This is a genomic window from Geodermatophilus sp. CPCC 205761 (assembly GCF_051383655.1).
In the GTDB taxonomy this organism is placed as follows: Bacteria; Actinomycetota; Actinomycetes; order Mycobacteriales; family Geodermatophilaceae; genus Geodermatophilus.
In genome coordinates, this window is record NZ_JALPKQ010000066.1 from 1 (window position 1) to 22,899 (window position 22,899).

General features: G+C 74.7%; 21 protein-coding genes, 1 tRNA gene and 1 riboswitch. Of the genes, 8 read left to right on the forward strand and 14 right to left on the reverse strand.

Going from position 1 to position 22,899, the window contains the following annotated elements:
- On the reverse strand, positions 1–365 hold a 365-nt coding region (locus tag MY526_RS24885), incomplete at its 3' end, for a hypothetical protein (RefSeq protein WP_436705314.1).
- A gap of 12 nt (positions 366–377) precedes the next feature.
- Positions 378–534: riboswitch (cyclic di-AMP (ydaO/yuaA leader) on the reverse strand.
- Positions 535–641: 107 nt separating this feature from the next.
- Complete coding sequence (metH, locus tag MY526_RS24890; RefSeq protein ID WP_436705315.1) at positions 642–4,445, reverse strand: methionine synthase; 3,804 nt, start codon at positions 4,443–4,445, stop codon at positions 642–644.
- A 114-nt stretch (positions 4,446–4,559) separates the two neighbouring features.
- Here metH and MY526_RS24895 point away from each other — a divergent pair, with 114 nt between their 5' ends.
- Positions 4,560–5,423, forward strand: a complete 864-nt coding sequence (locus MY526_RS24895; protein ID WP_436695614.1) for a PAC2 family protein — start codon at positions 4,560–4,562, stop codon at positions 5,421–5,423.
- 121 nt (positions 5,424–5,544) lie between these two features.
- On the opposite strand, the gene MY526_RS24900 is transcribed toward MY526_RS24895, so the two are convergent.
- Together MY526_RS24900 and mshC are read right to left on the reverse strand one after the other, a co-directional pair.
- Positions 5,545–6,582, reverse strand: a complete 1,038-nt coding sequence (locus MY526_RS24900) for an HD domain-containing protein (RefSeq protein WP_436695613.1) — start codon at positions 6,580–6,582, stop codon at positions 5,545–5,547.
- Positions 6,582–7,838 (reverse strand): cysteine--1-D-myo-inosityl 2-amino-2-deoxy-alpha-D-glucopyranoside ligase, encoded by a 1,257-nt coding sequence (gene mshC, locus MY526_RS24905; protein WP_436695612.1) that lies wholly within the window; start codon positions 7,836–7,838, stop codon positions 6,582–6,584. The genes MY526_RS24900 and mshC overlap by 1 nt, the downstream gene beginning before the upstream one ends.
- Before the next feature lie 77 nt (positions 7,839–7,915).
- Between mshC and MY526_RS24910 the strand changes: the two genes are divergently transcribed.
- On the forward strand, positions 7,916–8,632 hold the full coding sequence (locus tag MY526_RS24910; protein WP_436695611.1) for a maleylpyruvate isomerase family mycothiol-dependent enzyme: 717 nt from the start codon (positions 7,916–7,918) through the stop codon (positions 8,630–8,632).
- A 5-nt stretch (positions 8,633–8,637) separates the two neighbouring features.
- Here MY526_RS24910 and MY526_RS24915 read toward each other — a convergent pair whose 3' ends face one another.
- The 5 genes from MY526_RS24915 to MY526_RS24935 all read right to left on the reverse strand — a co-directional run bounded on the left by MY526_RS24915 (position 8,638) and on the right by MY526_RS24935 (position 12,123).
- The gene (locus tag MY526_RS24915) at positions 8,638–9,024 is read right to left on the reverse strand and encodes a VOC family protein (RefSeq protein WP_436695610.1); all 387 of its coding nucleotides are present in this window, start codon (positions 9,022–9,024) and stop codon (positions 8,638–8,640) included.
- Between the two features lie 96 nt (positions 9,025–9,120).
- The gene (locus tag MY526_RS24920) at positions 9,121–9,876 is read right to left on the reverse strand and encodes an SCO1664 family protein (RefSeq protein WP_436695609.1); all 756 of its coding nucleotides are present in this window, start codon (positions 9,874–9,876) and stop codon (positions 9,121–9,123) included.
- 31 nt (positions 9,877–9,907) lie between these two features.
- Positions 9,908–10,459 carry a DUF3090 family protein gene (locus tag MY526_RS24925; protein ID WP_436695608.1) on the reverse strand — a complete coding sequence of 184 codons (552 nt, stop codon included), beginning with the start codon at positions 10,457–10,459 and terminating at the stop codon, positions 9,908–9,910.
- Between the two features lie 51 nt (positions 10,460–10,510).
- Positions 10,511–11,212, reverse strand: coding sequence for a histidine phosphatase family protein (locus tag MY526_RS24930; RefSeq protein WP_436695607.1), 702 nt, complete (start codon positions 11,210–11,212; stop codon positions 10,511–10,513).
- A 77-nt stretch (positions 11,213–11,289) separates the two neighbouring features.
- Positions 11,290–12,123, reverse strand: a complete 834-nt coding sequence (locus MY526_RS24935; protein WP_436695606.1) for an undecaprenyl-diphosphate phosphatase — start codon at positions 12,121–12,123, stop codon at positions 11,290–11,292.
- 190 nt (positions 12,124–12,313) lie between these two features.
- On the opposite strand from MY526_RS24935, the gene MY526_RS24940 reads away from it, so the two are divergent.
- Together MY526_RS24940 and MY526_RS24945 are read left to right on the forward strand one after the other, a co-directional pair.
- Positions 12,314–13,294, forward strand: a complete 981-nt coding sequence (locus MY526_RS24940) for an aldo/keto reductase (RefSeq protein WP_436695605.1) — start codon at positions 12,314–12,316, stop codon at positions 13,292–13,294.
- A complete protein-coding gene (locus tag MY526_RS24945) occupies positions 13,291–15,258 on the forward strand; it encodes an AAA family ATPase (RefSeq protein WP_436695604.1) in 1,968 nt (655 codons plus the stop codon). Before MY526_RS24940 ends, MY526_RS24945 begins: the two co-directional genes overlap by 4 nt.
- Positions 15,259–15,317: 59 nt before the next feature.
- On the opposite strand, the gene MY526_RS24950 is transcribed toward MY526_RS24945, so the two are convergent.
- Positions 15,318–16,103 carry a DUF2470 domain-containing protein gene (locus tag MY526_RS24950; protein WP_436695603.1) on the reverse strand — a complete coding sequence of 262 codons (786 nt, stop codon included), beginning with the start codon at positions 16,101–16,103 and terminating at the stop codon, positions 15,318–15,320.
- 254 nt (positions 16,104–16,357) lie between these two features.
- Between MY526_RS24950 and MY526_RS24955 the strand changes: the two genes are divergently transcribed.
- A complete protein-coding gene (locus MY526_RS24955; protein WP_436705316.1) occupies positions 16,358–17,986 on the forward strand; it encodes an alpha/beta fold hydrolase in 1,629 nt (542 codons plus the stop codon).
- A gap of 39 nt (positions 17,987–18,025) precedes the next feature.
- Here MY526_RS24955 and MY526_RS24960 read toward each other — a convergent pair whose 3' ends face one another.
- Complete coding sequence (locus MY526_RS24960) at positions 18,026–18,301, reverse strand: hypothetical protein (RefSeq protein ID WP_436695601.1); 276 nt, start codon at positions 18,299–18,301, stop codon at positions 18,026–18,028.
- 122 nt (positions 18,302–18,423) lie between these two features.
- Between MY526_RS24960 and MY526_RS24965 the strand changes: the two genes are divergently transcribed.
- Positions 18,424–18,630 carry a DUF5703 family protein gene (locus MY526_RS24965; RefSeq protein ID WP_436695600.1) on the forward strand — a complete coding sequence of 69 codons (207 nt, stop codon included), beginning with the start codon at positions 18,424–18,426 and terminating at the stop codon, positions 18,628–18,630.
- 12 nt (positions 18,631–18,642) lie between these two features.
- On the opposite strand, the gene MY526_RS24970 is transcribed toward MY526_RS24965, so the two are convergent.
- Positions 18,643–19,599, reverse strand: coding sequence for an NADPH:quinone oxidoreductase family protein (locus MY526_RS24970; RefSeq protein ID WP_436695599.1), 957 nt, complete (start codon positions 19,597–19,599; stop codon positions 18,643–18,645).
- Positions 19,600–19,734: 135 nt separating this feature from the next.
- Between MY526_RS24970 and MY526_RS24975 the strand changes: the two genes are divergently transcribed.
- Entirely contained in the window at positions 19,735–20,304 is a 570-nt protein-coding gene (locus MY526_RS24975) for a class I SAM-dependent methyltransferase (protein ID WP_436695598.1), read from the forward strand.
- On the opposite strand, the gene MY526_RS24980 is transcribed toward MY526_RS24975, so the two are convergent.
- Both MY526_RS24980 and MY526_RS24985 read right to left on the reverse strand, forming a co-directional pair.
- On the reverse strand, positions 20,301–21,104 hold the full coding sequence (locus tag MY526_RS24980; RefSeq protein ID WP_436695597.1) for an SDR family oxidoreductase: 804 nt from the start codon (positions 21,102–21,104) through the stop codon (positions 20,301–20,303). The two genes, MY526_RS24975 and MY526_RS24980, sit on opposite strands and share 4 nt — an antisense overlap.
- A 13-nt stretch (positions 21,105–21,117) precedes the next feature.
- A complete protein-coding gene (locus tag MY526_RS24985; protein ID WP_436695596.1) occupies positions 21,118–22,446 on the reverse strand; it encodes a M20/M25/M40 family metallo-hydrolase in 1,329 nt (442 codons plus the stop codon).
- Positions 22,447–22,749: 303 nt separating this feature from the next.
- Between MY526_RS24985 and MY526_RS24990 the strand changes: the two genes are divergently transcribed.
- Positions 22,750–22,834 (forward strand) — tRNA-Leu (locus tag MY526_RS24990).
- The last annotated feature ends 65 nt before the right edge of the window (positions 22,835–22,899 follow it).

Sequence of the window (22,899 nt, forward strand, 5' to 3'; positions counted from 1 at the left end):
ACCGCGGCCGCGGCGGCCTGCCCGGCGCCACGCCCCGCGCGGGTGGCGGCGAGCTGCTCGAGCAGTCGGGGGTCCTCCGCCGGCGCGGCCGGCTGGCCGGCGGCGGTCTCCTCGATGCCGAGCGCGTCGGCGACGGCGACCGACGCGGACTGCTCCTGCGGGCTCGCCGTGGCCGGGGTGGCGGTCCCGCCGGCGACCAGGTTCACGGCGGCGACCGTGCACACCGTGGCCAGGCCCAGGGCGTAGGCCACCCGGGAGCGCGGAGCGGGCACGCGGCGGCGCCGGCGGGCGACGGCGGTGGGGAGGTCCCCCTCGGGGGCGGCGTCCTCGACTCGAGGCGCGGAGGCGCGGTTCAGGGTCGCCACAGGGGCGGCTCTCCGTTCTTCCTCAGCCGCCTACCGAGTTAGCTGACGGGTTCGGGCCGGAAGTCGCCCTACCTGCGGCGCGCACGCGCGCAGGATTCACCCCAGAGGAACCGTGGGTCCCCGGTCCGAGCGCGGCGGTGTGCCGCGCACAGTTCGGCGGAGTCCGGCCGGGGTCCTCGGTCGAGGAGCGGGGCCCGGCGGACAGATAACGAAACTATCACGACGCTGCGCGACCGAAGCGGACTGATCCGTCACATCAGCCCGGTGTGGCGTGGCTCACTCGTCCTCGGTCCGGTAGCCCAGGTTCGGCGAGAGCCACCGCTCCGCCTCGGCGACCGTCCAGCCCTTGCGCCGGGCGTAGTCCTCGACCTGGTCGCGCCCCACCCGCCCGAGCACGAAGTACCGCGACTGCGGGTGGGAGAAGTACAGGCCGCTGACCGCCGCCCCGGGCCACATGGCCATGCTCTCGGTGAGCTCGATGCCGGTAGCGGCCTCGACGTCGAGCAACTGCCAGATCGTCTGCTTCTCGGTGTGCTCGGGGCACGCGGGGTAGCCCGGCGCGGGCCGGATGCCCTGGTACCGCTCGGCGATGAGCTCCTCGTTGTCGAGGCCCTCACTCGGGGCGTACCCCCAGAACTCCTTGCGCACCCGCTCGTGCAGCCGCTCGGCGAAGGCCTCGGCCAGCCGGTCGCCGAGCGACTCCAGCAGGATCGCGCTGTAGTCGTCGTTCTCCGCCTTGAACCGGGCCGACCGCTCGGCCAGGCCGATGCCGGCGGTCACCGCGAAGGCGCCGACGTGGTCGCGCAGCCCGGTGTGCTTGGGCGCGACGTAGTCGGCCAGCGACTTGCGCGGGGCGCCGTCGCGGCCCTGGGTCTGCTGCCGCAGCTGGTGCAGGGTGGCCCGGACGGCGGTCCGCGACTCGTCGGTGTAGACCTCGATGTCGTCGCCGTCCACCTGGTTGGCGGGGAACAGGCCGAAGACGCCGTTGGCGCGCAGCCACTGCTCCCCGATGACGCGGTCGAGCATGACCTGCGCGTCCTCGTACAGCCGGCGGGCCGTCTCGCCCGTCGCCGGGTTGTTCAGGATGTCGGGGAACCGGCCGCGCATCTCCCAGGCATTGAAGAACGGCTGCCAGTCGATGTAGCGGCGCAGCTCCTCCAGCGGATAGCCGGTGAACGTCCGGACGAACTGGGTGGCCACCTGGTGGACGTGGTCGCAGGAGGGCCCGGCGCACACGTCCATCGCCTGCTGCAGCAGCATCCGCGGCCGCGGCGGGTGGTAGCTGCTCCAGTCGACCGGGGTCGCCGCGGCGCGGGCGGCGGCCAGCGGCAGCAGCGAGCGGGTGTCCTGCCGGGCGGCGTGCCGCTCGCGCAGCGCCTCGTGGTCGGCCTCGACCTCGGCCAGCAGCGCGGGCCGCTGCTCGTCCGACAGCAGGGCGGCCACGACCGGCACCGACCGGGAGGCGTCCTTCACCCAGATGACCGGGCCGTGGTACTTCGGCGCGACCTTGACCGCCGTGTGCGCGCGGGAGGTGGTCGCGCCGCCGACCAGCAGCGGGAGCTCGAAGCCCTGACGCTCCATCTCCGCCGCCAGGTTCACCATCTCGTCCAGCGACGGCGTGATCAGACCGGAGAGGCCGATCACGTCGGCGCCCTCCTCCTTGGCGGTGTCCAGGATCCGCTGCGCGGGCACCATCACGCCGAGGTCGACCACCTCGTAGTTGTTGCACTGCAGCACGACGCCGACGATGTTCTTGCCGATGTCGTGGACGTCGCCCTTGACCGTGGCCATGACGACCTTGCCGATGCTGCGCTCGGCGTCGCCGGGCCGCTTCTCCGCCTCGATGAACGGCACGAGGTAGGCGACCGCCTTCTTCATGACGCGGGCGGACTTCACCACCTGCGGCAGGAACATCTTGCCCGCGCCGAACAGGTCGCCGACGACGTTCATGCCGGCCATCAGCGGGCCCTCGATCACCTCGATCGGCCGTCCGCCGCGCTCCCGGATCTGCGCGCGCAGCTCCTCGGTGTCGGCCTCCACGAACTCGTCGATGCCCTTGACCAGGGCGTGGGTGATCCGCTCGGCGACCGGCAGCGACCGCCACTCCCCCGCCTCGGCCTCCGTGACCGCGCCGTCCCCGGCGTAGTCGCCGGCGATCTCCAGGAGCCGCTCGGTGGCGTCGGGCCGGCGGTTGAGGACGACGTCCTCGATCCGCTCCCGCAGCTGCTCGGGGACCTCCGCGTAGACCTCCAGCGCGCCGGCGTTGACGATGCCCATGTCCATGCCGGCCGCGATGGCGTGGAACAGGAACACCGCGTGGATCGCCTCGCGCACCCGGTTGTTGCCGCGGAAGGAGAACGAGACGTTCGAGACGCCGCCGGAGACCAGCGCCCCGGGCAGGTTCTGCTTGATCCAGCGGGTGGCCTCGACGAAGTCCAGCCCGTACGTCGCGTGCTCCTCGATGCCCGTGGCGACGGCGAACACGTTGGGGTCGAAGATGATGTCCTCGGCCGGGAACCCGACGTCCCGCGTGAGGATGTCGTAGGCCCGCCGGCAGATCTGCGTCCGCCGCTCCAGGCTGTCGGCCTGGCCGTCCTCGTCGAAGGCCATGACGACGACCGCGGCGCCGTACCGGCGGCACAGCCGCGCCTCGCGGACGAAGGCCTCCTCCCCCGACTTGAGCGAGATCGAGTTGACGATCGACTTGCCCTGCACGCACTTGAGGCCCGCCTCGATGACCTCCCACTTGGAGGAGTCGATCATCGTGGGCACCCGGCAGATGTCGGGCTCGGCGGCGATCAGCTTGGTGAAGCGGTCCATCGCCGCGACGCCGTCGATCATCCCCTCGTCCATGTTGACGTCGATGACCTGCGCGCCGGCCTCGACCTGCTGCCGCGCCACGGCCAGCGCGGCCGGGTAGTCGCCGGCCTTGATGAGGTTGCGGAAGCGGGCCGACCCGGTGATGTTGGTGCGCTCGCCGACGTTGACGAAGAGGCTCTCCGGCGTGACGACCAGCGGCTCGAGGCCGGACAACCGCAGGGCGGGGGGCACGGCCGGCGGCGTCCGGGGCGCCCGGTCCTGCACCGCGGCGGCGATGGCGGCGACGTGCGCGGGCGTGGTCCCGCAGCAACCACCGACCAGGTTGACGAAGCCGCTGGCGGCGAACTCCGCCAGGACGGCGGCGGTCTCCTCGGGCGACTCGTCGTACTCGCCGAAGGCGTTGGGCAGCCCGGCGTTCGGGTAGCAGGAGACGAAGGTGTCGGCGATGCGGGACAGCTCGGCGACGTAGGGCCGCATCTCCGCCGCGCCGAGCGCGCAGTTGAGCCCGACGAGCAGCGGCCGGGCGTGCCGCACGGAGTACCAGAAGGCCTCGGTGACCTGGCCGGACAGCGTGCGCCCGGACGCGTCGGTGATGGTCCCGGAGACCATCACCGGCCAGCGCCGGCCGTGCTCCTCGAACAGCGTCTCCAGCGCGAAGATCGCCGCCTTGGCGTTGAGCGTGTCGAAGATCGTCTCGATGAGCAGGACGTCGGAGCCGCCGTCGACCAGCCCGCGGGCCTGGGTCAGGTAGGCCTCGACCAGCTCGTCGAAGCCGACGTTGCGGGCCCCGGGGTCGTTGACGTCGGGCGAGATGGACGCCGTCCGGCTGGTCGGCCCCAGCGCGCCGACGACGAACCGCGGCCGGTCCGGGGTGCGCGCGGTCATCGCGTCGCACTCCCGCCGGGCCAGCCGGGCGGCCGCGACGTTGAGCTCGTACGCCAGGCCGGACATCCCGTAGTCGGACAGCGAGATCGCGGTGGCGTTGAACGTGTTGGTCTCGACCAGGTCGGCGCCGGCCTCGAGGTACTCGCGGTGGATGCCGGCGACCAGGTCGGGGGCGGTGAGGCTGAGCAGGTCGTTGTTGCCGCGCACGTCGGTCGGCCAGTCGGCGAACCGCTCCCCGCGGTAGGCCGCCTCGCCGGGCCGGTGCTGCTGGATCGCCGTGCCCATCGCACCGTCGAGCACGAGGATGCGCCGGTTCAGGAGCGTCGTGAGCGCTGCCGTGGCGTCCGGGCGCAGGGACGGGCCGGAGGCGGACACCGAACAAGACTAGACGTGCGGGCGAGCCGGTTCGTTCCACCACCGGGCGAGGTGGCCCACACGGACGGGCGTTCGAGCGCGGCACCGGTGCCCGACCGACGTAGGCTCGCAGGGGTGATCGACCCGAAGTCCACCCCTGAGGACCTGCCCCGGCTGAGCGACCCCATGGTGGTCGTCGCCTTCGAGGGCTGGAACGACGCCGGGGACGCCGCCACCGGGGCGCTGGAGCACCTCGAGCTCATCTGGGACGCCGCCCCGCTCGCCGCGCTCGACCCGGAGGACTACTACGACTTCCAGGTCAACCGGCCCACCGTCTCGCTCGTCGACGGGGTCAGCCGGCGGGTCGAGTGGCCCACCACCCGCGTCTCCGTCGCCCGTCCGCCGGGCTCCCCGCGGGACGTCGTCCTGATCCGGGGCATCGAGCCCAACATGCGGTGGCGGACGTTCTGCGAGGAGCTCATCGAGCTGTGCCGGGAGCTCGACGCCCGCACCGTCATCGGCCTGGGCGCGCTGCTGGCCGACACGCCGCACACCCGCCCGACGCCGGTGACCGGGTCGGCGTACGACGCCGAGTCCGCGGAGCGGTTCGGCCTGGAGACCTCCCGCTACGAGGGCCCGACCGGCATCCTCGGCGTCTTCCAGGACGCGTGCGTGCAGGCCGGGCTGCCGGCGATCAGCTTCTGGGCCGCGGTGCCGCACTACGTCTCCCAGCCGCCGTCCCCGCGTGCCACCGTCGCCCTGCTGCAGCGGGTCGAGGAGGTCCTCGAGCTCACCGTGCCGCTGGGAGCGCTCCCCCAGCAGGCCGAGGACTGGGTGAAGACCGTCGACGAGATGGCCCAGGAGGACGCCGAGGTCGTCGAGTACGTGCGCTCGCTGGAGGAGCGGGCCACCGAGGTCGACCTGTCCAACGCCAACGGCGACTCGATCGCCCGCGAGTTCGAGCGCTACCTGCGCCGCCGCGGCGGCTCCCGCGACTGAGCGAGGACCCCGTCCTCCCCCTCGTCGGGTGGGGCTCTCCGCGCCGGAGTCCTCCGATTCTGTTGGGGATGACGGTGGTACGGACCGGCGGTTTCCGCGGAAACCGCCGGGCACCGGGGGGTCACTCCAGGCGGAGCAGGGGGCGCATCTGCGACGTCGCGTCGGCGTCGAACAGCCGGTCGTGCATCGCCAGCGCGAACCGGTCGGTCATCCCCGACACGTAGTCGACGACCTGGGTCACCGGGTCGGCCTCGGTGTCCCGGTAGGACGCCGGGATGAGCTCCGGGTGCGCCAGGTGGTGGTCGACCAGCCGGCGGGTGACGTCGATGGCCAAGTGCTTCTGGCCCGCGGCGGTCTCCGAGGCGTAGACGCGCTCGAACATGAACGTGCGCAGCTCGTGCATCGCCTCCAGCGGCCCGGCCGCCATGACGACGGCGCCGGAGGACGACGTCAGGCTGCCGTCGATGACCGCGTCGACCATCGCGCCGACCATCTGGCTGCCCGGCTCCCCGAAGACGGCGCGGGCGCGGGCGGGCAGGTCGGCCACCCGCAGCACCCCGGCCCGGACGGCGTCCAGCGCGTCGTGGGAGAGGTAGCCGATCCGGTCGGCGTACCGCACGCACTCCGCCTCCCGGGTGGCCGGCGGCGGGGTGATCTTCCAGCTGTGCGCGCGGATGCCGTCGCGGACCTCCCAGCTGAGGTTGAGCCGCTCCAGCACCTCGACGATCCGCACGCCCTGCGCGGCGTGGTGCCAGCCGCCGGGGACGTAGGGCTCCAGCGCGTCCTCGCCGATGTGGCCGAACGGCGAGTGGCCGAGGTCGTGGCCCAGGGCGATCGCCTCGGCGAGGGTCTCGTTGAGCCCGAGCGCACAGGCCAGGGAGCGGGCGACCTGGGTGACCTGCAGCGTGTGGGTCAGCCGGGTGACGAAGTGGTCGCCGTCGGGGTTGAGGAAGACCTGCGTCTTGTGCTTGAGCCGGCGGAAGGACTTGGCGTGCAGGATCCGGTCGCGGTCCCGCTCGAAGGCGGTGCGCAGCCCGTCCTCGGGCTCGGGCACGGCCCGCCCGCGGCTGGCCGCCGCGCGGGTGGCCGCCGGGGCGAGGTCCTCCTCCGCGGCCTCGCGCGCCGCCCGGTCGACCAGCCGGAAGGGGCTGCTGGGCATCAGGAGTCGGCCAGCGCCACACCGAGGAGGGCGTCGACCGCGTCGCACACGATCGTCGGGGCGCCGTCCTCCAGGTCGGCGTCGGGCCCGGCCGCCAGGGTGGCCGCGGCCCACTCGTCGACGAGGGCGAGAGCGCCGGGGCTGTCCAGGTCCTCGGAGAGCCGCTCGCGCAGCCCCTGCAGCACCGGCGCGGCCGGAGCCCCGGCCGGCAGCGCGACCGCCCGCCGCCAGGTGGCCAGGCGGGTGCGGGCGGCGTCGAGGAGGTCCGGGGTCCACATGCGGTCGCTGCGGTAGTGCCCGGACAGCAGCGCCAGGCGGATCGCCATCGGGTCGACGCCGTCGCCGCGCAGCCGGGAGACGAAGACCAGGTTGCCGCGGCTCTTGCTCATCTTCTCGCCGTTCAGGCCGATCATCGCCGCGTGCACGTAGGCCCGGGCGAAGGGCTTGGTGGCGGTGAGCGCCTCGGCGTGGACGGCGGAGTACTCGTGGTGCGGGAACACCAGGTCGCTGCCCCCGCCCTGCACGTCGAAGCCCATGCCGATGGTCTCCAGGGCGATGGTGGCGCACTCGATGTGCCACCCCGGCCGCCCGGCGACCCCGCGCGGGCCGGGCCAGGACGGCTCCCCCGGCCGCTCGCCGCGCCACAGCAGCGGGTCCAGCCGGTTGCGCTTGCCGGCCCGGTCGGGGTCGCCGCCGCGCTCGGCGAAGAACCGCAGCATCGCCGCCTCGTCGTAGCCCGACTCCCCGCCGAAGCCGGGCGCCTGCGACACGTCGTGGTAGACGTCACCGGTGCCGTCGTCGAGGGAGTAGGCGAGCCCCTCGTCCAGCAGCGACTCGAGGTGGCCGACGATCCGCGGGATCGACTCCACCGCACCCACGTAGTCGTCGGGCGGCAGCACCCGCAGCGCCGTCATGTCCTCGCGGAACAGCGCCGTCTCGCGCATCGCGAGGACGATCCAGTCCTCGCCGTCCCGCTCGGCGCGCTCCAGCAGCGGGTCGTCGATGTCGGTGACGTTCTGCACGTAGTGGACCGCGTGCCCGGCGTCCCGCCACACCCGGTTGACCAGGTCGAAGGCCAGGTAGGTGGCGGCGTGGCCGAGGTGCGTGGCGTCGTAGGGCGTGATCCCGCAGACGTACATCCGCGCGGTTCGGTCGGGGCTGGTGGCGACCACCTCGGCGCGGGCGGTGTCGTGCAGCTTGAGCACGGGACCGGTGCCCGGGAGGGTCGGCAGGAGCGGGGCGGGCCAGGCGAGCACACCAGGAGCCTAGAGGCGGGTACCGGCGGCGCCGGTCGGCCCTCATCCTGGACGCCCCACCCGCGAACGGAGGAGCCGTGGAGCTCGACGAGTACCTGCCCGTCCTGCAGAAGACCAACGCACGCTTCGCCGACGTCGCCGCCGAGGCGGTGCTCGCGCGTGGCTGGCGGGCGACGGTGCCCGGGTGCCCCGGCTGGACCCTGGCCGACCTGGTCTGGCACCTCGCCGACGTGCAGCACTTCTGGACGTGGGTGGTGCGCACCCGCGCCACCGACCCGAGCACGTACGTGGAGCCGGTCCGGCACCCGGACGACGAGCTGCTCGGCTACGGGCTGGCCCAGTCCGCCGAGCTGGAGACCGTGCTGGCCGGGGCCGACCCGGTCGAGCGGGTGTGGACGTGGGCGCCGCGGCAGGACGTCGGCTTCGTGCTGCGCCGGCAGACGCACGAGGCCGTCGTGCACACCGTGGACGTGGAGCAGGTGCTCGGCGACGTGCGGCCGATCCCCACCGCCCTCGGGCTGGACGGGCTCGACGAGTGGCTGGAGGTGATCGTCCCGGGGGTGTTCCCCGCCGGCCCGCCGGAGGCCGCCCACCCGGTGGTGTTCCACGCGGTGGACGCCGACGCCGAGCGCACCCTCTTCGCCGGCAGCCGACCCTTCCCGATCGCCGCCCTCACCGGCACCGCCGGGGACCTGGTGCTGGCCGTCTGGCGCCGGGTGCCGCTGGAGGTGCTCACCGTGGACGGCGACGGGCTGCAGGCCGCCGCGATGATCGACCTCGTCACCCTCGAGTAGCCCGCTCAGGGCCAGGTGGTGGCGTACCGGTCGAACTCCGCGCCGGTCTGGATGCCGACCACGCAGAAGAGCAGCCCGGCGGGGTCCTTCATCTGCCAGAAGCCGCCCATGTCGGCCACCCGGCGAGCGCCGAGCGCCTCCAGCCGCTGCACCTCGGCGGCGACGTCGTCGGTCTCGACGTCGACGTGCCAGCGCGGCGGCGTCCCCGTGCCGGTGCGCTGCACCTCCAGGTGGAAGCCGTCGGCGAAGGAGCCGAGGGAGGACCAGTCGGGGTCGGTCGGGTCGGCCTCCGCGGGGTGGCCGGTCACTCCGGTCCAGAAGTCACGGCCGGCGTCGTGGAGCTCCGGCGGCAGGTCGAGCAGCAGGATCGCCAGGCGCGAACGGTGCGGCATGGGCCCATGGTGGCCGATCCTTCCGCCGAGACCTGCGAACTCGTGGTCGTCAGCGGCTGATGGCCACGAGTTCGCAGGTCTCGCGGGGCCGGCTGGTCAGAACGGCGGCCAGGGCAGGGCGGGCCAGTCGCCGGTGGGCTGCGGGTGCCGCCCGCTGCGCAGCAGGTCGGCGACCCGCTGCTGGGTGCGGCGCACCTCGCGGCGGGTCAGGTGCTCGTGCAGCTGCTCGCCGAGGTCGCCGAGCAGGTCACCCGACAGCCGCTCCAGCACCTCCACCGCCTCGGCCGGCAGCGGCTTGCCGGCCCAGCGCCACAGCAGGGTGCGCAGCTTGGGCTCGACGGAGAAGCAGATGCCGTGGTCGACGCCGTACACGTGCCCGTCGACGGTCGGGATGATGTGCCCGCCCTTGCGGTCGGCGTTGTTGACCACGGCGTCGAACACCGCCATCCGCCGCAGCGCCGGGGAGTCCGAGCGCACGAACGCGGCGAGGTCGACCGCGGGGTCGCCGTCGATCCACAGCTGCACCATCCCGGGCCCGAACGGTCCGTCACGCAGGACGGTGGGCGGCACGACCCGCCAGCCGGTGGCCTCGGACACCAGCGCGGCGGAGATCTCCCGGCCGGCCAGGGTCCCGTCGGGGAAGTCCCACAGCGGGCGCTCCCCGGCCACCGGCTTGTACACGCACTCGCCCTCGAGCTCGGCGGTGCGGATGGTGCCGACCAGGGTGACGTTGCTGGCGTCGAGCAACCGGCCCTCGAGGTCGATCTCGCCGTCGAGCAGCAGGGTGCGGGCCTCGGCGTCGTCCGCGGGCGCACGCAGGTCCGACGCCTGGTCGGCGGGGCGCTCGCTCATCGGGGCGTCCTCGTGACCCCGGCCACCCGGCTCAGCGGCGGTAGCCGTTCTGCCGCGGGCAGACGTGCCCGCTCGGGTCCAGCGGCAGCGAGCACAGCGGGCAGGACGGCCGGCCGGCGGCCACCACCCGGCGGGCGCGGACGACGAACGCCCGGGCGGCCGCCGGCGTGATGGTGACCCGCAGCGCGTCGGGCCCCTCCTCGCTGTCGGAGAGGATCGCGTCCTCGTCGACCGGCTCCTCACCGGCGGCGACGGCCTCGACGACGACGGCCTGCGCCTCGCCGTCCCAGGCCAGGCCCATCGCCGCGACCCGGAACTCCTCGTCGACCGGCGCGGCGAGCGGCTCCAGGTCGTCGACCTCGGCGTCCGGCGGGACGACGGTGCCCGGGCGGGTCGCGATCTCGTCGAGCAGCTCGTTCATGCGGTCGGCGAGCACCTGCACCTGGGTCTTCTCCAGCGCCACGCTGACCACCCGGCCGGCTGCGTCGGAGGCCTGCAGGTAGAAGGTGCGGTCGCCGGGCTGGCCGACCGTGCCGGCGACGAACCGGGACGGGCGTTCGAAGAGGAAGACCTGGCGCGGCACGGATCCCAGGTTACGCGGACGGCCGACCCGGGCGAGCCGGAGACACCCAGGTCACACGGTCGCGCCGGCGCCCCCGCCGACGACGGCGTCGGAGTCGGCCGCCCGGCGGCGGCGCCGCTTCCGCTTCGGCGGCACCAGCGCGGCGACGTCCCCGCCGGTGTCGTTCATCCGCACCACGAACGGCCGGGTGTCGGTGTAGGTGACCACCGAGATCGAGGCCGGGTCGACGACGATCCGCTGGAACTGGTCCAGGTGCAGGCCGAGGGCGTCGGCCAGCACCGCCTTGATCACGTCGCCGTGGCTGCAGGCCAGCCAGACGGCCTCCGGGCCCAGCGTGGCGTTCCACGCCCGGACGGCGGCCACCGCGCGGGCCTGGGTCTGCGCCAGCCCCTCCCCCTCCGGTCCGGGGAACACCGCCGCCGAGGGGTGCTGCTGCACCACCTTCCACAGCGGCTCCTTGACCAGCTCCTTGAGCGGGCGCCCGGTCCAGTCGCCGTAGCGGGCCTCGCCGAGCCGCTCGTCGGTCTGCAGCTCCAGCCCCCGCCCGTCGAGGACGGCGGCGGCGGTCTGCCGGCAGCGCTCCAGGGGGCTGCTCACGACCGCGGCCAGGGGCACCGGCGCGAGCCGCTCCCCCACCGCCCGCGCCTGCGCCGAGCCGGTCTCGTCGAGCTGCACGCCCGGCGTCCAGCCGGCGAGGACGCCGCCGGTGTTGGCCGTCGTCCGGCCGTGCCGCAGGAGGAGGACCGTGGTCACGACACGCGAGCCTAGGCGGCCCCCGTGCAGCGGCCCGCCGAGAGCTCGCGAGCGGTGGGGGCACGGGGGCCCTCGCACTACTGGGCGGCGAGCACCCCGGTGCCGAGCAGCACGAGCAGCAGCCCGCCGAGCAGCAGCCGGTAGACGACGAACGGCGTGAAGCTGCCGCGGTCGAGGTAGCGGAGCAGCCAGGCGATCACCGTCAGGCCGACCCCGAACGCGAGCACGGTCGCGAGGATCGTCGGCCCCCAGTCGACGGTCTCGCCGGCCACGTCGCCGGTCAGCGCCTCGTAGGCCTGGAAGAAGCCCGACCCGAGGACGGCGGGCACCGCCAGCAGGAACGAGTAGCGGGCCGCCGCCGCCCGCGAGTACCCGAGGAACAGGCCGGCGGTGATGGTGCCGCCCGACCGCGACACCCCGGGGATCAGCGCCATCGCCTGGGCGAACCCGAACGCGATGCCGTGCCCGACGGTCAGCTGGTGCAGCTCCCGCTTCTTGCTGCCCACGCGGTCGGCCCAGAACAGGATGAGCGAGAACGCGATCAGCGCCGTCGCCACGATCCAGAGGCTGCGGAAGGTGGTCTCGATGTCGTCCTGGAACAGCAGCCCGAGGACGACGATCGGCACGCTGCCGACGATGATCAGCCAGCCCATGCGCGCGTCGGGGTCGCGGCGCATCCTGCGGTCGCCCAGGGAGAGCACCCAGGCGCGGATGATCCGCCCGATGTCGTGGCGGAAGTAGAGCAGCACCGCGGCCTCGGTGCCGATCTGGGTGATCGCGGTGAACGCCGCGCCCGGATCGCCCCAGCCGAAGGCCTCCCCCACCACCCGCAGGTGGGCGCTGGACGAGATGGGCAGGAACTCGGTGAGGCCCTGGACGAGGCCGAGGACGACCGCTTCGATCCAGCTCATCGCGGGGTTCCGCCCCGGTGCGCGGGGCGGGGGGTGTGGGTTCGGGGAAGCACGGGAGGCCAGCCTAGGCGGGCGCCGGTCCGATGCCCGGCCGCCGCTCCGGTGCGGCCGGATCCACACCCCGGCGCGCCGTCCCCACATGCCGGTGCTCCCCGGTCCCGGGCCCCGGTCGCCGGTAGGTTGGCCCCCCGTGGAACAGAGGGCGCTGGGGCGCAGCGGTCTGGTCGTCTCCCGCCTCGCGCTGGGCACCATGACGTGGGGCCGGGACACCGACGAGGACGAGGCCGCGATGCAGCTGACGGCGTTCGTCGACGCCGGGGGCACCCTGGTCGACACCGCCGACGTGCACTGCGAGGGCGACAGCGAGCGGACGCTGGGCCGGCTGCTCGCCGACGTCGTCCCGCGCTCGGACATCCTGGTCGCCACCAAGGCGGTGGGCCGCACCGGGCCGGGGCCGATGGGCCGGGGCGCCTCCCGCGGGCACCTGCTGCGCGCCCTCGACGCCTCCCTCGACCGCCTCGGCCTCGACCACGTCGACCTCTGGCAGCTGCACGGCTGGGACGACACCACCCCCCTGGAGGAGACCCTCGCCGCGTGCGACGCCGCGGTCGGCTCCGGCCGGGTCCGGTACGTGGGGATCAGCAACTTCACCGGCTGGCAGACCGCCCAGGCCGCGACCTGGCAGCGGGCCTGGCCGGGCCGCGTGCCGATCGTCAGCACCCAGGTGGAGTACTCGCTGCTGCAGCGCGGGGTGGAGCGGGAGGTCGTGCCGGCCGCCGAGGCGCTGGGGCTGGGCGTGCTGGCCTGGTCGCCGCTGGGCCGCGGGATCCTCACCGGGAAGTACCGGCACAGCACGCCCTCGGAGTCCCGCGGCGCCTCGCCGCAGTGGCAGGGCTTCATCGACGGGCTGCGCTCCCCCACCTCCGACCGGATCGTCGAGGCGGTGATCACCGCCGCCGACGGGCTGGGCACCACGCCGCTGGCGGTGGCCCTGGCCTGGGTCCGCGACCGGCCGGGGGTGACCGCGCCGGTGGTCGGGGCGCGCACCGCCCAGCAGCTGCAGGCCTCGCTGGACGCCGAGGCGGTGCGGCTGCCGGCGGCGATCCGGACCGCGCTGGAGGACGTCTCCGCGCCCTACTTCGGCTATCCCGAGCGCCGGTCGGACCGATGAGCCGTCCCGCCGCCACCGGGGTCGCCGCCGACGCCGTCTTCACCGCCTTCTGCGCCGCCGGGCTCTGGCCCGGGCTGGGCAAGCGCACCGCGGCCGAGCTGCCCGCCGCGGGCATCACCTCCCCCGACGACGTCACCGCCGACCGGCTGCTGAAGCTGCCGCGGGTCGGCCGGCAGCGCGCCGAGCGGCTGTTCTCCAGTTTCCTGGCCGCGCAGCCCACCTACGACGTCGTGGCGCTCCTGGTCGGCGCCGGGCTGGAGGCGCGGCTGGCCGCCTCCGCCGCCGACGCGCTCGGCACCGACGCCGCCCGCCGGCTGCGGGACGACCCGTGGGCGCTGCTGGGGCTCACCGGGGTCACGCTGGCCGACGCCGACCGGCTGGCGATCGCCGTGCTGCCCGGCGCGGACCGTCAGGACTCCCGCCGCGGCCGGGCCATCGTCGCGCTCACCCTGCGGACGGCGACCCGCGACGGGCACACCGTGCTCCCCGCCGACCTGGTCGTCGCCGCGCTGCGGGCCGAGGGCATCGCCGACCCGGTGGCGGCGGTCGTCGCCGCGGTCGAGTCCGGTGACGTGCTCGAGCACGAGCCGCCGGAGCCGCAGTTCGACGAGGACGCCCTGGGCCCCGAGGACGAGCTGCCCGAGCCCGACCCGGCGTTGCGGACGTTGTCGCTGGCCCGCTACGGGATGGCCGAGGAGGCGGTGGCGGACAACGTCGCCCGGCTGGCCGCCACCGCGGAGCGGATCGCCGACCCCGCCGCCGTCCGGTCGGTGGCCAAGGGGCTGGACGAGGCGCAGAAGAAGGCCGTCGCGCAGGTGCTGGGTGCCGGCGTCTCGCTGCTCACCGGCGGGCCGGGCACCGGCAAGAGCCGGACGGTGGCGGCGATCGTGACGCTGCTGCGGTCCAAGGGCAGCGAGGTGGCGCTCGCCGCGCCGACCGGGCGGGCGGCCAAGCGGCTGGAGGAGCTGACCGACCACCCCGCGGTCACCGTGCACCGGCTGCTCGGCGCGCAGGGCACCTCCGGCGGGTTCGCCCGCAACGAGGAGTGGCCGCTGGACGCCGACGTCGTCGTGGTGGACGAGGCCTCCATGCTCGACGTCGAGCTGACCGCGGCGCTGCTGGAGGCGTGCCCGGACGGCACCCACCTGCTGCTGGTGGGCGACCCGGCGCAGCTGCCCTCGATCGGCCCGGGGCACGTGCTGGGCGACCTCATCGACTCCGGCGTCGTCCCCGTGACGGAGCTGACCACGCTCTACCGGCAGGCCGAGGGCGGCGCGATCGCCCGGCTGGCCAACGCCGTCCGCACCGGGGAGCTGCCGCCGGTGGACTCCCCCGACCGCGAGGTCGTCGTGGTCCCGGCGACGGGGAGCGCGGAGGCGGCCCGGCGGGTGGTGCAGCTGGTCACCGACTCCATCCCCCGCGCGCTGGGCATCGACCCGGCGACGGTGCAGGTGGTCACCCCGGTGCACCGCGGCCCGGCCGGCACGATCGAGCTGAACAAGGCGCTCAAGGCCGTGCTCAACCCCGGTGACGGCACGGTGTGGGGTTTCGACGCCGGCGACCGGGTGGTGGCCACCGCCAACCACCTCGACCTGGAGCCGATCGGGTTCGCCAACGGCGAGGTCGGGGTGGTCACCGGCACCGGGGACGGCGCGCTGACCGTGGACTTCGCCTCCGGGCCGGTCACGGTCAGCGGAACGGCGCTGAGCGACCTGCGGCACGGGTGGGCGATCACCGTGCACCGCGCGCAGGGCTCGGAGTGGCCGGGCGTGGTCGTCGTCCTCCCGCCCGAGGCGGGCGGGATGCTGTCACGGCCGCTGGTCTACACGGCCCTGACCCGCGCCCAGCGGCACCTGTCGATCGTGCACGCCAGCGGGGGGGCGCTGGCCCGCGCCGTCCGCGAGGTCGACGTCCGGCCGCGGCGGACCCGGCTGGCGCGGCTGCTCACCGAGAACGCCGACTGACCCACGAGGCATTGGATCCAATACCCACGTCAGCGGGCGCCTGACGCGGGTAGAGCTTCCTATGCCTCTGCCTCGACGTGGAGCCTGCGGGTGGCGCAGAGCAGCGCCTGGGTGGCGGCGTGCAGCTGGCCGGGGCAGGTCAGCGGCCGCGGGAACGGGATGCGCAGGTCGCGGGAGCTGGTCGGCCGCTCGATCCGCAGCCGGTAGCCGTACCGGTCGATCCCCAGGGGGCGGACGACGTCGCGCGGGCCGAGGTCGCCGGCCGGGATGCGGCTGCGCAGCAGCGTGAGGATCTCCGGGTGGTCGCGGTCCAGGTGCCGCAGCATCGCGGCCTCGACGTCGACCAGCGGATCGGGACGGGCGGCGGCGTACTCCGGCGGGCCGATCTCGACGCAGCGGGGTCCCTCGCGCAGGACCACCTCGGCGAGGTCGAGCCGCAGCAGGGTCGCGTCCCGCCCGACGTCGAGCAGTTGCTCGGCCGGCCGGACCTCGGCGAAGGCGAGCGCGGCGGCGCGCTGGTCGGCCGGCCGGACCGGCGTCAGCCAGCCGGAGAGCCACAGCTGGGCGCGCAGCGAGTCCCGCAGCGGGACCGGCGCGCGGTCGCTGACCATGAGGACGGCGGAGCGGTCGTCCTCCTCCGCCAGAGCCTCGGCCACCTCTCCCCCGGCGGGGACGAGCACCAGGACCTGCCCGGCGGTCAGGGTCGCGTGGGCCAGCGGCCGGGCGGGCGCCAGGCCGCGCACGCACAGGGCGGCCGCGGTGCGGCAGGCCGCGGTCCGCGCCCGTTCGGCCGGGTCGCCGAGGACGCCGGGTGGGGCCGGGCTCCGGCCGGGACTCGTCGTCATGGCGTTCCTCCCGAGACGTGCTCCGCAAGTTAGGGCAGCCTAACCACACCTCCCGTCGGTCGGGAAGTCGGGTCGGCGCGGTGCGGGCCGACCTGCAGCTCCCGGGCCTCGACGGGGCCTGAGCGGGACCGGTCCGCGGGTCGAGACGGAGCGTTCCCGTTCCGCTGTTGCCACCGCGCCGCCGGCGGGTGTTGGCTGAGCGCCACCTCCGCGGCGCTCGTCGGCAGGGCACCGCTCGTCCGAGTGGGGGCCCCGTGTCCGTCCGCCGTCGCACCGCCGTTGTCACCACGCTCGCCGCGCTCGTGCTCGCGTCCGGAACGGTCGGCGCCGCGGCGCAGGCCCCGACGCCGGCCCTGCTCACCGAGCCACCACCGGTGCTCGCCTGGGCCGCCTGCGGAACGACCCCGGAGGGGACGGCGGCCGGCGTCGAGTGCGCCACCGCGGACCTGCCGATGGACTACGACGACCCGGCCGCCGGGCGGGTGCAGATCGCGGTGGCCCGCGTCCCCGCCGATGACCCCGCCACCCGCATCGGCTCGCTGTTCCTCAACTTCGGCGGGCCCGGGGCGGCGACGGCGGAGGTCCTGCAGGCCCTGGGCGACCAGCTGTACCCCGGCCTGAGCGCCCGCTTCGACATCGTCGGCTTCGACCCCCGCGGGGTCGGCCAGAGCACCCCGGCCATCGACTGCCGGGTCGACCAGGTCACCGAGGGCCTGTGGGCGCACCCGTTCCCCACCCCGCTCGACCTCGACCCGCAGGCCCTGGTGGCCCGCGCCCAGCGCTACGTCGACGCGTGCCTGGCCAACAACGGCGCGATCCTCGAGCACGCCTCGACGGCGAACGTCGCCCGGGACATGGACGCCCTGCGCGCCGGCCTGGGCGAGGAGCAGTTGACCTACCTCGGCTTCTCCTACGGCACCTTCCTGGGGGCCACGTACGCGACGCTGTTCCCCGACCGCTACCGGGCCCTCGTCCTCGACGGCGCCCTCGACCCCGCGGCCTACATCCACGACCCGGTCGCCGTGAGCACCGCGCAGGGAGCCGCGCTCGAACGGGCCCTCGACCGGTTCGCCGGCGCGTGCGCCGCCGACCAGGCCGCCTGCTCCGGGTTCGGGGGTGCCGACCCCCTCGCCGCCTACGACGCGCTGCTGGCGACGGCGGACGCGACCCCCATCCCCGCGCCCCGCTTCACGGACAACCCGGAACCGGTCACCCCGGAGGTCATCCTCGACGTCACCCAGTCCCTGCTGTACGCCAAGCAGCTCTGGGGGCTGCTGGCCGCCGGGCTCGCCCAGGCGGCCGCCGGGGACGGCTCGACGCTGCGGGCCATCTTCGACCTCGCGATCTACCCGGAGGACCCCGACGGTTCGGACGACCCGGGTCCCGACCGGTTCGTGGCGATCGGGGCGAGCGAGCGGGAGTGGCCTCGCGACGTCGACTCCTACCTGCGGCGGGGCGCGCAGGAGTGGGCGGCCTATCCGCACTTCTGGGCCGCCGGCGCCTACGCCGAGATCGGCTTCGCGCTGTGGCCCCGCACCGACGCGGACGCCTTCGGCGGGCCGTTCGTCGCCTCTCCCTCGGCACCGACGGCGCTGGTCGTCGGCACCACCTACGACATGGCCACCCCGTACGCGGGTGCGATCCAGCTGACCCGGCAGCTCGGCAACGCGCGGCTGCTGACCATGGAGGGCGACGGGCACACCGCCTACGGCGGCAACTCCCCCTGCATCGACGCGGCCACCGACGCCTACCTGATCGACCTCACGCTGCCCGCCGACGGCACGGTCTGTCAGCAGGAGGTGCCGCTCACCGCCCCGCAGCCGGTCCCGGTCGAGGCCGCGACCTCCGCCGCCACCGAGCTCCTGCTCCGCGCCGCCCGCTGACCGCCGCGGCCCGGCCGCGGCTCCGGTCAGGTCGACCGCTCAGGTCAGGTCGTCGTCGTCCCCCACCGGGACGTCGGCCTCCTGGTCGAGGACGTCGGCGTCGTCGGCCTCCCGGTCCCCGACCGGGCGGTGCGCCGCGCCCCCGACGCCGCGGGGCCGGGCGACCAGCTGCTGGTCGAGCGCGTCGGCCTCCGGGACGTCCCCGGCGGGGGGTGCGGCGTCGGCAGCGAGGGACACCTCCGGCGGGTCGACCATGTCCTGCTGCTCGGCCAGGTCAGCGGCGGTCGCGTCGGTCCGGGTGCCGGGATCGGTCACGTCGTCCTCCCTCTCGCGTGGTCCTGGGTCGCCACCCATCCTGCCGTCCGGGCGGTCCTCCGGCAGACCCGGGCGGGACGGGTCACGTGACCACCGGGGGTCGGGCGGGCACAATCGGCGGGATGGAGGCGGTTGCCGGGGATTACGAGTTCGCGCCGCTGCGGATCCCGCCGGGTACGTCCCGGTCCGCAGCGGCGACCATGCTGAGCCTGCAGGCGGACACCGGTGGCTGGGAACTCGCCCGGCTCCAGCTGCACGCCGACGGCACGCGGAAGGTCATCCTGCGCCGGCGGGCGCGGTTGTCCTACCTGCCGAAGCCGTTCGTCTAGGCGCCTCCCCGGTCAGGGGACGAGCACGACCTTGCCGACCGTGCTGCGGTCGGCCAGCCGGGCCAGGGCCCGGGGCGCCTGGTCCAGCGGGAGGACCTCGCCGATGAGCGGGTCGATCTGCCCGCCCTCGACCAGCCGGGTGAGCTCGGCGTGGACGGTGCCGACGATCGAGGGCTCCATCTTCCGGTACAGCCCCCAGTGCAGGCCCACGACGCTGTAGTTCTTGACCAGCGCGTGGTTGGCCGGCGCGTCCGGGATCCGCCCGCTGGTGAAGCCGACGACGACCAGCCGGCCCTCGAAGGCGATGCACTTGCGCGACTTGTCGAAGACGTCGCCGCCGACCGGGTCGTAGACGACGTCGGCGCCGCGGCCGCCGGTGACCTCCTTGACCACCGGAACGAAGTCCTCGGTCGTGTAGTCGACGACGTGGTCGGCGCCGAGTTCGCGGCACACCTCGACCTTGCGGGCGCCGCCGGCGGTGGCGATGACGTGCGCCCCGGCGGCCTTGCCCAGCTGGATGGCGGCCGACCCGACGCCGCCCGCGCCGGCGTGCACGAGCAGCCACTCCCCCGGCTGCAGCTGCGCCCGGCGGTGCAGCCCGACGTGGCCGGTGTGGTAGGTCAGGTAGAGCGCGGCGGCCTTCTCGTCGGGCATCCCGTCGGGCACCGGCCAGGCGTTGTCGGCGTCCATGAGCGCGTACTCGGCGAAGGCGCCGGGCCCTCCCGACGGCGCCCCGAGCACCCGCTGCCCGGTCTCCACGACCTCCGCGCACAGCTCGACGCCGGGGATGTAGGGCAGCTGCGGGCGCTCCTGGTACTGGCCCTTCGCCATGAGCACGTCGGGGAAGTTGAGCGCCGCCGCCCGCACCCGCACGAGCAGCTGCCCCTCGCCGGGGGTGGGCTGCTCCACGTCGTCCAGGCTCATGACCTGCGAGGGATCGCCGAGTTCGTGGACCCGCCAAGCGCGCATGCCGGCGACCCTGCCAGACCGCCGCGGGCCCGGCACCGGCACCCCGGGCGGCCCCGTCGGATCGCCGCCGTCGCGCGGCCGTGACAGGGTGCGGGAACGCGGCCCGCTTCCCGTCGGCGGCCCGAGGAAGGACCCATGAGAGAGCACCTCAACGACCGCCTGCGCTTCCTGCGCGCGTTCCTGGCCAACCCGCGGCAGGTCGGCGCCGTCCTGCCGACCTCCCGCGCCGCGGTGCGGGACATGCTCGACCTGGCCGACGTCGCCGGTGCCGACGTCGTCGTCGAGCTCGGCGCGGGCACCGGCGTCCAGACCGGGGAGATCCTGGCGCGGCTCGGCGCGAACGCCCGGCTGGTCTCCGTGGAGATCGACCCGGAGCTGGCCAAGCTGATCGACGAGCGCTTCGACGACCCGCGGCTGCAGGTGGTCTGCGACTCGGCGGAGAACCTCGACGTCCACCTCGGCGGCAAGCGGGCCGACGTCGTCGTCTCGGCCCTGCCCTACACGTCGCTGGCGCCGCCGCTGCGGCAGCGGATCCTCGACCTGCTCCCGGCGGTGCTCACACCCCGCGGCACGGTGCTGGTCATCCAGTACTCGCCGGTGATGCTGGGTGAGTTCCGCCGGCGCTTCCCGTCGGTGCGCCAGCGGATCTCACCGTGGAACGTGCCGCCGGCCTTCCTGTTCGCCTGCCGGCTCGAGGCGGCCTAGAGCATCGACGGCGGGCGCAGCGCCTCGGGGACGACGGCGGTCTCGCCGGTCGCCGTCTTGGCGCTGGGCACGCCCTTGAACCGGTAGGGGACGGCGCCGACGCCGGGCTGGACGATGTAGGCCGCGCCCGGCTCCGCGGAGGCCCAGGCGGCGAGCATCGCCCCGGCGACCTCCTCGGCGCTCAGGACGGGGAAGCCCGCCTTCGCGAACTCCTCGCGGATGGGGTCGATGATCGCGGTGTCGGCGAAGCCGGGACAGATCGCGGAGATGGTGATGCCCTCGGCGGCCAGCCGCGGCGCCATCGAGCGGACGAACGCCACCGCCCCTCCCTTGGCGACGCTGTAGCCGGGGTCGGTGGCCATCGGCGACAGACCGGCCAGCGAGGCGGTGACCACGATCGCGCCGCCGCCGGCCCGCTGCAGCGCCGGCAGCGCCGCCGCGGTGCCGTAGACGACGCCGAACAGGTCGACGTCGACCACCCGCAGGAAGCCGTCGACGTCGAGCAGCTCCTCGGAGTCGAACCCGGCGATGCCGGCGTTGAGGAACACCGCGTCCAGCCGGCCGTGCTCGGCCTCGACCTGCTCGACGGCGGCGCGGTTGGCGGCGCGGTCGGTGACGTCGAGGGCGACGAACGGGCAGCCGAGGTCGGCGGCGGTGGCGCGTGCCCGCTCGCCGTCCAGGTCGGCGAGGACGGCGGTGACCTCCCGCGCCCGCAGCTGGGCGGCGAGGGCGCGGCCGAAGCCGCCCGTCCCACCGGTGATGAGGGCGACGGAGCCGGGTCCCGGAGTGGCGGAGGTCACGGTCGGCATCCCATCACGCCGCGCGCAGGAAGCGGTCGAGCACCCGGATGCCGAACCGCAGCGACTCCACCGGGACCCGCTCGTCGATGCCGTGGAACAGCGAGGCGAAGTCCAGGTCCGGCGGCAGCCGCAGCGGGGAGAAGCCGAAGCAGCGCATGCCCAGGCGTTCGAAGCTCTTGGCGTCGGTGCCGCCGCTCATCGTGAAGGGCACCGGCCGCGCGCCGTCGTCCTCGGCCTCGAGCGCGGCGACCATCTGGTCGACCAGGGGGCCGTCGAACGTCGTCTCCACGGCCTGGTCGTGGACGATCCAGTCGCGCTGGACGCCCTCCCCGATCAGCGTGGCCAGCTGGCGCTCGAACTCCTCCTCCTGGCCGTAGAGGAAGCGGCCGTCGACGGTGGCGCTCGCCGTGCCGGGGATGACGTTGGCCTTGTAGCCGGCGTCGAGCATCGTCGGGTTGACCGTGTTGCGCAGCGCTGCGCCGATCATCCGGCTGATGCTGCCCAGGCGCGCCAGTGCCTCCTGCGGCTCGTCGGGGTCGATCTCGATGCCGTAGGCGTCCTCGACGGCGGCGAGGAACTGGCGCATCGGCGGGGTGAGCGTGGTGGGCAGCCGGGCGGCGCCGAGCCGGGCGACGGCCGCGCACAGCCGGGTGACGGCGTTGTCGTCGTGGACGAAGGAGCCGTGGCCGGGCCGGCCACCGGCGGTCAGCCGCATCCACGCCAGGCCCTTCTCGGCGGTCTGCACGAGGTAGAGGCGCAGGTCGTCGCGCACGGTGATGGAGAAGCCGCCGACCTCGCTGATCGCCTCGGTGCAGCCCTCGAACAGGTCGGGGTGCTCGTCGACGAGGAACCGGGCGCCGAGCCGGCCACCGGCCTCCTCGTCGGCGACGTAGGCCAGCACGATGTCGCGCGGGGGCTTGGTGCCGGTGCGCGCCCAGTCGCGGACCAGCGCGAGGACCATCGCGTCCATGTCCTTCATGTCGACCGCGCCGCGGCCCCAGACGTAGCCGTCGCGCTCCTCGCCGGAGAACGGGTGCACGCTCCACTCGGCCGGGTCGGCGGGGACGACGTCCAGGTGGCCGTGCACCAGCAGGGCGGGCCGGCCGCGATCCTCGCCGGGGATGCGGGCGACCAGGCTGGCCCTCCCCCGCTCCGACTCGTGGACGACGCTGCCGATCCCCGCCTCGTCGAGCTTGCCGGCCACCCACTCGGCCGCCGCGCGCTCGCCCTTGCCGGTGGCGGTGTCGCCGGTGTTGGTGGTGTCGATGCGGATGAGGTCGGACAGCAGCTCGGCGACCTCGTCCTGGGCGCGGGCGAGGGGCGTCTCGGTGGGCTCCGGCATGCCGCCGATCGTGCCATCGCGCCCGCGGATCCCCCGGTCGGGTGGGCCGGCCCTGAACTCCCGCAAGGCCCTCTCTCTGCTGCCCCGACGGCACGCTGCTCACGCTCTCGATCAGCCCGGGGGTGGCGCACCTCCCGCCGGTGGCCACCGTCGCGACCGCGCTCCACGCGGCCGCCGGCAGGGCCCCGCACCGGGCCGAGCGCGTCGGCGGGGCCGGGTCGCCGTCATCGCGGCCTGACTCCGTGGCAGCGCGGGGGGTGCGTGATCGCGGTCCCTACGTCCGGTAGTCTCTGTCTCGCACTCGTCCGGGTGGCGGAATGGCAGACGCGCTAGCTTGAGGTGCTAGTGCCCTTTATCGGGCGTGGGGGTTCAAGTCCCCCCTCGGACACCTGCGATGTCGCGGGACACCGTTCACAGGTGTCTCGCGACATCGTTCACGTTGAGGCCTGTGGT

Excerpts from the sequence above, each read along its gene's own strand:
- MY526_RS24915 (WP_436695610.1), bottom strand. The coding sequence starts at position 9,024 with ATGCCGCACCGTTCGCGCCTGGCGATCCTGCTGCTCGACCTGCCGCCG.
- MY526_RS24945 (WP_436695604.1), top strand. The coding sequence starts at position 13,291 with ATGAGCCGTCCCGCCGCCACCGGGGTCGCCGCCGACGCCGTCTTCACC.
- MY526_RS24920 (WP_436695609.1), bottom strand. The coding sequence starts at position 9,876 with ATGAGCGAGCGCCCCGCCGACCAGGCGTCGGACCTGCGTGCGCCCGCG.
- MY526_RS24935 (WP_436695606.1), bottom strand. The coding sequence starts at position 12,123 with ATGAGCTGGATCGAAGCGGTCGTCCTCGGCCTCGTCCAGGGCCTCACC.
- MY526_RS24975 (WP_436695598.1), top strand. The coding sequence starts at position 19,735 with ATGAGAGAGCACCTCAACGACCGCCTGCGCTTCCTGCGCGCGTTCCTG.
- MY526_RS24985 (WP_436695596.1), bottom strand. The coding sequence starts at position 22,446 with ATGCCGGAGCCCACCGAGACGCCCCTCGCCCGCGCCCAGGACGAGGTC.
- MY526_RS24950 (WP_436695603.1), bottom strand. The coding sequence starts at position 16,103 with ATGACGACGAGTCCCGGCCGGAGCCCGGCCCCACCCGGCGTCCTCGGC.
- MY526_RS24900 (WP_436695613.1), bottom strand. The coding sequence starts at position 6,582 with ATGCCCAGCAGCCCCTTCCGGCTGGTCGACCGGGCGGCGCGCGAGGCC.
- MY526_RS24965 (WP_436695600.1), top strand. The coding sequence starts at position 18,424 with ATGGAGGCGGTTGCCGGGGATTACGAGTTCGCGCCGCTGCGGATCCCG.
- MY526_RS24970 (WP_436695599.1), bottom strand. The coding sequence starts at position 19,599 with ATGCGCGCTTGGCGGGTCCACGAACTCGGCGATCCCTCGCAGGTCATG.